At 43.1% G+C, this 11,352-nt stretch carries 10 protein-coding genes; all 10 read right to left on the bottom strand.

Annotation, left to right across the window (positions count from 1 at the left end; translation table 11 throughout):
• Positions 1–570, bottom strand: coding sequence for a Maf family protein (locus tag PAT01_RS02640; RefSeq protein WP_024032489.1), 570 nt, complete (start codon positions 568–570; stop codon positions 1–3).
• Positions 570–1,049, bottom strand: a complete 480-nt coding sequence (gene mreD, locus PAT01_RS02635; protein ID WP_004585757.1) for a rod shape-determining protein MreD — start codon at positions 1,047–1,049, stop codon at positions 570–572. Before mreD ends, PAT01_RS02640 begins: the two co-directional genes overlap by 1 nt.
• The gene (gene mreC / locus PAT01_RS02630; RefSeq protein WP_138577019.1) at positions 1,042–1,884 is read right to left on the bottom strand and encodes a rod shape-determining protein MreC; all 843 of its coding nucleotides are present in this window, start codon (positions 1,882–1,884) and stop codon (positions 1,042–1,044) included. The genes mreD and mreC overlap by 8 nt, the downstream gene beginning before the upstream one ends.
• On the bottom strand, positions 1,884–2,927 hold the full coding sequence (locus tag PAT01_RS02625; protein ID WP_002958401.1) for a rod shape-determining protein: 1,044 nt from the start codon (positions 2,925–2,927) through the stop codon (positions 1,884–1,886). Before PAT01_RS02625 ends, mreC begins: the two co-directional genes overlap by 1 nt.
• 136 nt (positions 2,928–3,063) lie before the next feature.
• Complete coding sequence (locus PAT01_RS02620) at positions 3,064–5,103, bottom strand: SUMF1/EgtB/PvdO family nonheme iron enzyme (RefSeq protein ID WP_004585755.1); 2,040 nt, start codon at positions 5,101–5,103, stop codon at positions 3,064–3,066.
• A gap of 176 nt (positions 5,104–5,279) precedes the next feature.
• A complete protein-coding gene (locus PAT01_RS02615; RefSeq protein ID WP_318299729.1) occupies positions 5,280–8,960 on the bottom strand; it encodes an H-type lectin domain-containing protein in 3,681 nt (1,226 codons plus the stop codon).
• 56 nt (positions 8,961–9,016) lie between these two features.
• Positions 9,017–9,502: an agglutinin biogenesis protein MshP gene (locus PAT01_RS02610; RefSeq protein WP_138577015.1), complete on the bottom strand. Its 486-nt coding sequence runs from the start codon at positions 9,500–9,502 to the stop codon at positions 9,017–9,019.
• Complete coding sequence (locus PAT01_RS02605) at positions 9,492–10,331, bottom strand: PulJ/GspJ family protein (RefSeq protein ID WP_154944661.1); 840 nt, start codon at positions 10,329–10,331, stop codon at positions 9,492–9,494. Before PAT01_RS02605 ends, PAT01_RS02610 begins: the two co-directional genes overlap by 11 nt.
• Positions 10,331–10,873, bottom strand: coding sequence for a type IV pilus modification PilV family protein (locus PAT01_RS02600; RefSeq protein ID WP_138577011.1), 543 nt, complete (start codon positions 10,871–10,873; stop codon positions 10,331–10,333). Before PAT01_RS02600 ends, PAT01_RS02605 begins: the two co-directional genes overlap by 1 nt.
• Positions 10,860–11,351: a type IV pilin protein gene (locus PAT01_RS02595; RefSeq protein WP_138577009.1), complete on the bottom strand. Its 492-nt coding sequence runs from the start codon at positions 11,349–11,351 to the stop codon at positions 10,860–10,862. The genes PAT01_RS02600 and PAT01_RS02595 overlap by 14 nt, the downstream gene beginning before the upstream one ends.
• Position 11,352 lies beyond the last annotated feature (1 nt).

Genomic DNA, 11,352 nt, shown 5'->3' with positions numbered 1-11,352 from the left:
TTACCTTCTTAAGAATGCTTGTAATAATTGTTCGGTCTCGTATAAAGGTAAGCCTACAACAGCAAAATAGCTACCCGCAATGTGTGTAACAAAGCGACCACCTAAGCCTTGAATGCCATAACCACCGGCTTTATCTTGTGGCTCGTTTGACTCCCAATAGCTATTTATTTCTTCATCGCTGAGGGTTTTAAAGGTCACATCGGTACTCACTACACAACTTAGTACATCTGTTTGTGTAGCAAAAGCAACGGCAGTAAGTACTTGATGTGTATTACCAGATAAACGTTTAAGTGTTGTTATAAAATCGTTTTTATCGCGTGGTTTACCCAACGATTCGTTATCAATAACAACCACAGTATCACTACCAAGCACTGGGCGGTCTGTGTAACCAAGCGCTACGCCTGTTTGCGCTTTTAAGCGAGCTAAGCGCTCAACCAATGCATGAGGCTGCTCGTTTGCAAGTGGGGTTTCATCTGCATCTACACTGAACTGTTCAAACTCAATGCCTAACTGACTCAACAACTCTTTACGTCGCGGGGAGGCTGATGCCAAATATACTGCGGTTGTCATTACCTGATCCTAAAATGTCTACGGTATTTGCGAAGAAGTAAAAAGACCCAAAACCAGCTGACCATACCGGTCGCCACTGGCCACAGGTATTGTGGATTAAAATAAACACCTAATAAAAAGTGATTTAACCAAAATTGCATTAAGTGATACAAGGTTAAAAATAAGCCCACTAATAAGCTTTGCTGCCAAAGCGAAAAGTTACGTATTTTTTGAAAGTTACTTGCGGTCACAAATATACAAATAGAATACGTGAGTGAGTTAACCCCTAATGGCGAGCCTAAGGCTAAGTCCATGAGTAGGCCAACAACCCACGCGGTACCAATATTTAATCTATGCGGCACTGCCAGCGACCAGTACATTAATACCAGTAATACCCAATCAGGTCTGAAAGGCTCAAACGAAAAAGGCAGTGGCATTAATGCCATAATTAAAGCAAAAAAGATGCTTAGGGCAATTAACAATGAATAACGATTAATCATCGCTGATTTGCTCCTGTTGATTGCGCCATAAAATAACCAACAAACGAATACGGTCTAGCTGTGCAATAGGCTCTGCAAATACTTGAGCAAATGGGCGCCCTTCATCGCGGTTTATTTCGGTGACAACAGCCACCGGGTAACCTTCAGGAAACGTACCGCCAAGCCCCGAGGTCACGAGTACATCACCAATGCGAACATCAAGGCTATGAGGTACATGCGAAAGCTTAACAACGTTAATTTTACCTATGCCTTCGACTACCGTGCGTACGTCGTTTCGTAGTATACGTACCGGCGTAGCATGAGTTGTGTCGGTCATTAGTAGCACGCGCGATGTGGTAGAGCCTACTTTTGTTAATTGGCCAACAACCCCCATTTCATCAATTACCGCTTGGCCTTCGCTTAGGCCGTCGGTGGTACCGCGGTTAATAACCACTTGATGACTATAAGGGTTTGAATGTACAGAAAGTACTTGGGCTATTTTTTTACGATTAGATTGCTTAGCCGATGAGCCAAGTAAAGCGCGTAGCTTTTGGTTTTCGCGGGCTAAAAATTGGTATTGCTGCAATTGCTCGCTTTGTAGCATTTGCTTTTTTTTCAGCGCTTCGTTTTCACTCAGTAACTGATCGCGGGTATGCAGGCTTTTAGCACCTAAGCTAAATATTTCGTAAGGTAGGTTGGCAACGTAAATTAATGGGCTGACAAGTGTATTAAGGCTTGTACGTATAACCGTGCCGCCTTGTGTAAACTTATCGCCCGCAATGAGCACTATGCTCAAAAGCACTGCGACAAAAAGTCGCAGTTGCAAAGAGATGGTTTGTCCAAACAGTAATTTCATTAATCGTAACTAAAAACGTCACCACCATGAACATCAATCATTTCAAGTGCTTTACCGCCGCCACGTGCTACACACGTAAGTGGATCATCGGCAACAACCACAGGAATGCCTGTTTCTTCCATTAATAAACGATCTAAATCTTTTAATAGTGCACCACCGCCAGTCAGTACCATACCGTGAGCTGAAATATCCGATGCAAGCTCAGGTGGCGACTGCTCAAGTGCAACCATTACCGCACTTACAATGCCCATTAGCGGCTCTTGGAGTGCTTCTAAAATTTCGTGCGAGTTAAGTGTAAATGAGCGAGGAACACCTTCGGCTAAGTTACGACCGCGTACTTCAATTTCAATTGGTTCGTCAGTTTTAAAAGCAGAGCCAATTTGATGTTTAATATTTTCAGCCGTTGCTTCACCAATTAGGCTACCAAAGTTACGGCGCACATAATTAATAATGGCTTCATCAAATTTATCGCCACCAATACGCACAGACGATGAGTAAACAACACCGTTTAGTGAAATAATAGCAACTTCGGTAGTACCACCACCAATATCAACAACCATAGAACCGGTTGCTTCTGATACTGGTAGCCCAGCACCAATTGCTGCGGCCATTGGCTCTTCAATTAGGTACACTTCGCGCGCGCCGGCACCCATTGCTGATTCGCGGATTGCACGCTTTTCTACTTGGGTTGCACCACACGGTACACAAATAAGTACACGCGGGCTTGGGCGCATAAAGTTATTGTTGTGCACTTGTTTTATAAAGTGTTGTAACATTTTTTCGGTTACATAAAAGTCGGCTATTACGCCATCTTTCATTGGGCGAATCGCTTTAATATTACCCGGTGTACGCCCTAGCATTTGTTTTGCTTCTGTACCCACAGAAGCGACACTTTTAGGTCCACCAGCGCGTTCTTGACGAATAGCTACAACTGAAGGTTCGTTAAGTACAATACCTTCTTCTTTTACATAGATAAGGGTATTGGCTGTACCCAAGTCGATCGATAGATCGTTTGAAAAAATACCACGGAGTTTTTTAAACATGAGGCTGGATGACCTTTGAAATACGTTCTTATGTTAGCTGCACTCACTTTAACATGCCTAATTAGATGAGCAATATAAAGCGCAACTACCTTTGTTAATTTGTGAAAAAAGGAAGCTAGGCTTCCTTGGTTAAATGCTATCGTTCGCGGACTAAGCGAAAGCCAATGTAGTTAGATCTAAAATCTGGCGCTAAAATTAATCGTGTTGAAGCACGTGCAAGGCTTGGTGCAAAGTTCCACGCCCCGCCTCTTACTGCAACATCAGATTCGCCCGACTCTTTAGCTGTCCATTCCCACACATTGCCTACGGTGTCGTATAATCCAAATGCGTTAGGAGAAAAAGAACCCACCGGTGCTGCACGTTTGTTTGACCATTCGCTACCACACCAACCACAGTTAGCTAAATTTTTACCTATTTCGTTACCCCAAGGGTATTCTGTTTCTGTACCTGCGCGAGCGGCGTATTCCCATTCAACTTCATTAGGTAAACGGTACTGCTGGCCGGTTTCGCCAGAGAGCCATTCGGCGTACGCTTTCGCGTCGTTAAATGTTAAACACACAGCAGGAAAATCGCTGCTTTGCTCAAAACCTGGGTTACGCCAGTTTAAATTAGCTTCCCATACGGGTTCGCCATTTAAATAATAAGCACACCCTTTGCTTTGCTCTGCTTGTGTTTTATACCCAGTACTTGCTACAAACGCTTCATAGGCACCTACGGTAACCTCTTTGGTTTGCATAGCAAATGAGCTGGCTATCACTTTTTCAATAACCGGGCGTTCATTTGCTAAACCATTGCCGTTAATATCGCCCATCTTAAATTTACCGGCGGGCACAACTACAACATTATTTTGTACATCAGCAGAGCGATTAGTGCTTGCTGTACGACTTACAGGTTTTGGTTGCTCGCGAGTGTAAGCCGGTGCAGCAATCGACTCAGACTTTTTTACTAAGTTAGCATGAATAGTCTGTGCTTTAGTTAAATCAACTCTCACTTTGTAAGGCTTATAACCTAATTTACGTATTTCTACGTTATGCACACCACGCGGTAAACGCGTAACTAAACGCGTAGAGCCAAAGCTCACCCCATCAATAAACACTTCATCATCGTAAACATTTGAACGTAAAGTCAGCTCAACTTGCTGATTTTTCTCTTTATTTATAATTGATGGATAGTTTTTTTTTGTAGGTGCAGCTTTCACTGAATAATCGCGCACTGGCTGATTGTTCATTCGCGATACAGACACAGTGTCGGTATTATCCGCGGCGTTGCTGAATGTTAACTGACTATCAGAGTAGGTTGTACCGTAACCAGGCTGATACGCTGTCGCGAGTGGCGAGCCATATTCAGAACAATAACGGTTATCTACGTTTAATAAGTTACATAGGCGGCTGCTGTTTACTTCGCCGCGCATGGTTACGCTTAAGTTAACGTTGTAATTGCCTTGTCCACTAAATGCACTGTTAACTACATGGCTACTTAAAATTTGTACTTGTGCGCCTGCCATGTTGCGTTTTGGTTCAACAATTCGCTCTTCTGTTAAATTAGCAAATATTTGATCAACAAAGCGCTTAGTGGCTTTTTGTAAACCCATTTGCTGGCCGCGTTGCTCACAAGCTGCGAGCGTTTCGGTACGCTTACAGTTAATTGTGTGGTTTACTTCAAGTGTACCTTCGCGGGTAAACTCATTACGTAAACGCTCTACTCGGGCTGTAGTTAATTGCTCTTTTAAGCTTTCTAAGGTGTTTAAAAGCGTATGTTTTGCAACACGAATTTGCTCTATATCTTTACGATGAGATGCAATTGCCGCCAACTGCATTGAGATGTCGTCTTTATTTTGCTTATGATCAACCACGGCTTTTTGATAGCGCGATTGGGCAGCACTAATATCAAGCGTAGGATCGTCAATTAAGCGGCGATACATTTCGTTCATCGCATCAAGTGCTTGGTTTTTCTCTTTATCAAGCTCTGTAGAGCGAGAACGAAGTAGTTCAAGTTGGTTTTGTAACTGACTTTCTTCTTTTAAGTGTTTTTCAAGTATTTGTGTCGAGTTATCGTATTCTGTTTGTTTAATACTAATCTCTGATTCAATTCCGGTTACTGTTGCTGTGTCTTGTGCAAATGCACTACTAGCTAACAAACTAGCGGAAATTAACAGAGATAAAGGAGCAATTCGCATATATTCCAGTCCCAAAAAGCGGCAATTATTTGGTCGTTATTATTGTTTATTAGAGTGTACTCACTTTTGAAAGCTGAACATTTTTCAACCATCAAAAATCAATACACCCAATGCCTTATGCTATGTACTTGAAGCACAAAACACAAGCTTTGTTCAATTATTATCTTAGTTTACAACTATTCTCTTGTTTCACGCCAGTAAATAACCCGATCATTTCCTCTAAAGCGACCAAATTGCAAAATAGCATGGGGATCTTGCTGTGAATTATCACCAAGCCAATCCCACTTTAACCAATTTTCTGTTTCGTATTCTAATGTAAATGTACCACTGCCATTTGGTATTGCATAAATAGCATTGTTTGTAGGGTAGCTGCCTGCCTCTAATGAACCCGCTGCACCTGCACCATACTCATAGCTTAATATTGGCGTTGAAGGCGATATTTGGGATAACTGCGGATGCTCAAATACACTGCAGTTATCTTCGGTATTTAATACAAAGCCTGTTCCATTAAAGTACTGAGCCTGCATAGGCACACGTAATGAGTCTAAATCTGAGCCGGCATTGCTGCCTAGCACTAAGCGTCCAAAACGAAAGTCTATTGGCACATCGTTTAAACGCACACTATTGCAATCAGTGCTGCAGCTTGCTTGCGTACTCGGCTCATCGTTGGCATCAATTAACGTAGCGCCTTCTGTATTAGTGACGGTGGCCATAAGATTAACCATAGTAAATGGGCCGTCGGGGTTATTTATAGCCAAGCGCGTTAACATGGCAGTGCTGTCGCTCATTTGCCACTGTCCATCGGCTAGGGTGTTCCAACTATTGCTGCTTATATTGGCTAACCTGCTGGTTAGCGTTGTTGCTGGTACATAATTACCAGCTTGATTGTTTTCGGCATTTATTTGTACTTGGGCTTTTTCAAAGCCTTGTTTGTAATTAGCCATTAGCTGGTTGTTATGATTAAGCGCTTGTACCGTAAAACCAAGCTCAAAGGGCTGATCTAAATAGGTTAAATTACTGCCTAACTGTGTACATTGCGCAGCAGCTTGAACACCTAATACTTGATAGTGCGATGGAGCAAACCGCCCTACGTTGTTTAGCTGCCCTTTTACATCGCCCACACCAAAATAATCGCCATCTTGTAAACCCGCAAATACGTTTATAATACCCACTTGGTCATAAGCGTACTGCGATATGGATTCACTCAAGTTTCCCGTATCAGTAAAGGCAAGGGTACTTAGCGCTTCAATTTGCCCCTCATTACCAGAGCTGGGTAATACTAAGCTATGTGTTACTAAAGGAGACTCGCTAATGAAGTGTTTGGCAACGGGGTTGCTATGAATAGCGCTATAGTTATCAGGTATCCCATCGTTGTTATTGTCTTGCCCTGCACGCCACTGTACTGCATTCATTTTTAAATCAAATGACTCACCCGTTAATCTAAATAAACTATCGTTTGCTGTTTGGGCATAGCCGTCACTTGCAACTTGCATCGCTAACCCAAAGGGCTTAACTACATATTCGTTAGAACTGCCGGTTAAGCTTACTGATAAATTAGTTACTGGGTCTAATACAATTGTTGCCCGTGCATTTAAACTTAATTTAGCGGCATCAGGGTAGTTAATAGCAATAGGGGCTTTTGAGTCTTGATCAAAGGTGAGCGAAAAAGTTTGATATGCTTGCTGCACGCTATACGTATTCGCATTATTACTAAGTTGTATTGGATCTGAACACGTAGCGCCGGCACTGCAGCTATAAGCTAAATCTAAATCAACTTGACCACCTGCAGGGAATGCGGCTTCGCATACGCCTGTTGTAGTATTTGTTTTAACCGCTTGAATGGATAGCTCGGCGGCATTAAAACCCTCGCTAGAGGGTTTACCAGATAATTGAGTGGGGATACTCGCTGTATTGGCTGTGTCGTTATTAAAAATAAACCCTGCATCAGAAAAAACCACTTTGCACCCGCCCAGCCCTACGTTATTACCATTAATATAACAACGCAGCGGTGCAGATGGGTCGGCGGTATTATAGCCAAGTGTAACGGTGCCTGTGGTACGCTTTGCAAGCGCTACTGTGGCAGAGCCTGTAAAGGTAATATTTTCACCGCTTACCCAGCTTTGTTGGCCACTGTTATCTGGAGACAGGTCAAGTGCGGAGGGCTCATCGTACAGTAAATCACATGCATCGTTTGCACAGGCGGTTAATGTCATTTCTTTTGCTTGACAGGTTAAGCCTTGGTTATCACTTAATGATATGCGGTAGTGATCAAGCAAAACCGGCGTAAAAATACCGCAAAATCCAGGAATACTCTCTGGCACTGTTAACGCATCAAACGTAGAGCTGCCCTCGGTTATTACTTGTGTTGCAGCGGTTATAGAGCCCTGGTATGTGACATTTTGGGCAATTCTTACTTCCCCCGTTGCGACAATGTATGCAGCAATATTTGCATCGGCCGCAATGGCAACATCGCCATCGACATATATAGCTAAATACGCCCCTTCCTCAACCACAATATTCGTTTTGCCTATGTTCAAAAATGCGCTAGAAATTAGCGACGATGTATCTTTTAAAAAGATACGGGTGGGCGCTGTTACCTTATACTCATCTTCCAATAAGTTAAGTGCTAGTTCGTCATAAAAATAATCGCCAGCTAACGATACAGGCACTTCACCGGTAGAGCTTCCATCGTTTGTGACCGTGGGTACTTGCGCAGCTTGATTTGGCTCAAGGGAGTTATACCCAGTTGCCACACAGCCTTGGCCATTACACAAAGGCGGGTTGGTGAGTGCCGTTGATATTAAATTAGTAGTGGTGATAAATTGTGCATTGCTATCGGTTATTTCCACACCTTGAACAAGCTGCACTTGTCCATCATTGTAGGTAGAAATAGCGCCAGGAAATAAAGTATCGCAATCTAAAATATCACCATTAAATACAAACGTACTGGTCATGGCCAATATAGAGGCTTCTTCTTTTACGTGGTTACGCTCTCTGTCGCCATCACGGTCTTCATCAACCACCAGCCCTAACCGATCCGCTCTTAAATTACAGCTGCGCAGCCACCCACCGTCTTCTTCAAGTCGGGAATTTTTACTTGCCACCACCAGCGGTGCTTCACTAAAGTTATTGTTAAAATTAAAGTAGTTACATCCATCATTCCAACCATCAACTTCGAACCCTGTAAAAAAGGTCTCCCAGGACACTTCTACCCCATTGTCATCGGTAAAGGTGCGATTACTGCCAGGCTCTACAGCCATGTAGGCCACCGTTTCAGTTTGAATAACACCTAATGCGGTTTCTGAGGCCTCTAACGCTATATTTACCCCGCTTGTAGATAAGGAACCACTTTGCACTGCAATGGTTAAAAAAGGCACAAGCGCTTGAGACGGCGGGTTACTATCTAAACTATTTAGTGTTTGTAACGAATGAAAAAAGTTAGGCCTTACCGCAAACGGTTTATTAAAAGTCAGTGATTTGTAACCTTTAGGTGTGATAGGTGCAAACCCCGACTTATCACCGTATTGTAGCTCAAGGCGTAAGTCGGTGTTCCCCACTTCCATAATGGTCCCATCAGGAAATTCATGCACTCCATATTCTACCGCTAAATAGTGCGCGCCCATGGTTATATGCTCGCCATCTTCTCCTGATGGCTCAAGTGGCAATGCTTCAAACCCTGTGGTTGTTACATTGCGTATTCTCACTATAGCGGGGTTACCGCCTTGATTAGTGGACAACATAAATACCGCAGGAGGGGTTATGTATTGCTGCTGAAAATTTATTTTTGTCCATATGGGTGAAGTGTACGTGTCTTGTAGCTCTATAAATCGCCCTTCAATTTTAGGCGGTACAGCCATAGCGCATCGGCTTAGTAGCAAACTTATTAAACATAAAATACAGAGGGTATATTTGCTCATGGTAATGTTTTAGCCTCCACACTTAGAGTACGTTGGGTTTGCCAATATTCCTTTTGACATGCTTCACCGGCAGCACAATCATTGGCGGTGCACATTGCAGAGCTTTGTAAGTAGTAAATATTAACGGTGCCAGAGCGGGTGCTGCTATCGGGTAAAGCTATGTATTCACTACAGCTCAGTTCAACTTCACAATTGGCTAGATAGAGGGTGCTAAAATTCCTACTGGTGGTTACTGCACTGCATGTTTGCGCAGTGCTATTTAGTGCAAAAATTTCGCTTAAGCCGGTTTCTAATCCGCTTTGGGCTGCCATGTAAGCGCGCGCGCCGTAATACTCAATGGTATTTTGCTGCGCCGCACCCGATAACACTTTAGAAAGCGCCAGCCCTAGTGCCAGCAAAGTGACAATGATCACCAACGTAATTATGAGCAAATTACCTTGCTGCTTTTTAGCAAAACTGATGTTTTTTATATTAGGGGACATTAGGCACATGCACCTCATGGCTAATACTTATTTGTTCGGTGTCGTTAAACCCCATTTGCGCAAACACATTAACAACTGCGCTGCGCTGTAGCGAAATCTCACTTAACGTAAAAAAGGCTCTGCTCGTTAAGTTATTGGCAATATAATTACTCATTAAATCGCGTTTAACGCCCGAGCTAACCTGTAAGCTGGCGGCGTTTAATTGGTTTGTAGTAAAGCCGTAGTTGCTATAGCGATACAGTGAATTACCTTCTACACAAAAGCTAACGGGCTGATCTAATAAATAAAGGCGCTTACTCGGTGACTCTTGAGCAAATGCTTTGCTAAATTGCCATGTATCTAGCTCACTTGTAACGGCGCTGTAGCCACTAACTTGTAGGCGCTTGTTTTGACTTTCATCGTATATATCGCTGCTATTTAATGGATAAATACTTGCCCAATCGTTTATTTGTGGCTCAGTTAAATTATTAAGCGCAAAATTCACGGCGGTAACCTCAAAAGGGGCACTAGTGGGTAAGTAATCGGTATAGTGAGTGGCAGATAAAAACGGCGTAAATTCTAAACATTGCTGCGTGCTACATGCTCCATTGCTAGCGTTATCGCAATTTAAGCGCAGTGAGTTAGGGGTTGCATGGCGAAGCTCTTTACTTAATCGGGTTAAAACAAAGCAACTTTGCGCTACCGCTTCTTGGCGTTTCACACCTTGGCTGTAAATATTAAATCCGGCGCTAATAAACGAAAATGACGCTACGGCTAAAATGCCAATAATTACCATCACAAGTAATAGCTCAACTAAGGTAAAGCCACGCTTTTGCTTTGCTCTATTCATTAGTAATTACCTTTATATGCACTAAAGCCGTACACTTGTCCCAAGGGTGAGGTTACTTCAATGGTAATTCGTTTAAAGGCAACGCCATCGTTATTGGTTGCCTCGTTTAGGTCGCTGTCGTATTGCACGTTTACAGCCAGTGAAAAGTCGCTGTATTGCGCTAATGTATTCCCTAAACTATCACTAATAGGCTGCCCTGTGAGCGCAATGTAATCATCAACATCGTTAAAACTAGTCCGTGCTTCACCGCTATCAGCACCAAGCTCAGAATGAGTACTACAAGGCTGGGCACCTAAGCTTGTTTCGGAGCAGCGCCTAAATGGTGGCGTGCGCTCGCTATGTTCATCAAATGATTTAGCTAATATTTCGTTCATTAATGCTTGCCCAAGCTCTGAGGCCCTGAGTGCGACAATAGGCTCGGCACTTTGCTTTGCTTGAGGTGCTATAAGCGCTGTAATGATACTTAGCGCAATAGCAAACATTACAATGCCAATAATCAGCTCAATCAAGGTAAAACCTGATTGTATTTTAGGGGCAGGCATAAATAAGCCCTTCACCGCTAATGCACACCGCGGCTAGACCTAGGTCAATTTTACATTGTACTGTGCAGTTTTGATCTGCTCGCCCAAATGGGTCAAAGTTAATTTGCGTAAACACATTAGCATTGCTATCTAAGGCATTAAATCGTACGTCGCTGCGCTCGGTATTGATAGCAACAACTAAATGCTCGCTATTATTGGTACTTGGGCCGCCAGTACAGGTTTCTGGCTCTGGCCCCGCAACCAAGGTAGGTGAAATATACAGTTTATGGCAGCTGCTTGTTGCAGTATTTTGCATCGCGCGTAATTGTACTGTGCGCAGGGCGTTTAATACCCTATCTCTGTATGAGTATGCTTGCTCTGTTGAACTTCCTAGCAACTTGGGCACTGCCGTTACCGACAGTATGCCCAAAATAACTAAAGTAATAATTAATTCAACCAGTGTGAAGCCACGCAATCGTTGATTACTACTGCTATTCATT

The sequence above is a fragment of the Pseudoalteromonas atlantica genome, from assembly GCA_007988745.1.
In the GTDB taxonomy this organism is placed as follows: Bacteria; Pseudomonadota; Gammaproteobacteria; order Enterobacterales; family Alteromonadaceae; genus Pseudoalteromonas; species Pseudoalteromonas atlantica.
The sequence above is the reverse complement of the archived record's forward strand: the minus strand, read 5'-3'. Positions and strand labels throughout refer to the sequence as shown.

Coding starts and splice junctions, on each gene's coding strand:
- PAT01_RS02640 (WP_024032489.1), bottom strand. CDS start 570: ATGACAACCGCAGTATATTTGGCATCAGCCTCCCCGCGACGTAAAGAG.
- mreD (WP_004585757.1), bottom strand. CDS start 1,049: ATGATTAATCGTTATTCATTGTTAATTGCCCTAAGCATCTTTTTTGCT.
- mreC (WP_138577019.1), bottom strand. CDS start 1,884: ATGAAATTACTGTTTGGACAAACCATCTCTTTGCAACTGCGACTTTTT.
- PAT01_RS02625 (WP_002958401.1), bottom strand. CDS start 2,927: ATGTTTAAAAAACTCCGTGGTATTTTTTCAAACGATCTATCGATCGAC.
- PAT01_RS02620 (WP_004585755.1), bottom strand. CDS start 5,103: ATGCGAATTGCTCCTTTATCTCTGTTAATTTCCGCTAGTTTGTTAGCT.
- PAT01_RS02615 (WP_318299729.1), bottom strand. CDS start 8,960: ATGGCTGTACCGCCTAAAATTGAAGGGCGATTTATAGAGCTACAAGAC.
- PAT01_RS02610 (WP_138577015.1), bottom strand. CDS start 9,502: ATGTCCCCTAATATAAAAAACATCAGTTTTGCTAAAAAGCAGCAAGGT.
- PAT01_RS02605 (WP_154944661.1), bottom strand. CDS start 10,331: ATGAATAGAGCAAAGCAAAAGCGTGGCTTTACCTTAGTTGAGCTATTA.
- PAT01_RS02600 (WP_138577011.1), bottom strand. CDS start 10,873: ATGCCTGCCCCTAAAATACAATCAGGTTTTACCTTGATTGAGCTGATT.
- PAT01_RS02595 (WP_138577009.1), bottom strand. CDS start 11,351: ATGAATAGCAGTAGTAATCAACGATTGCGTGGCTTCACACTGGTTGAA.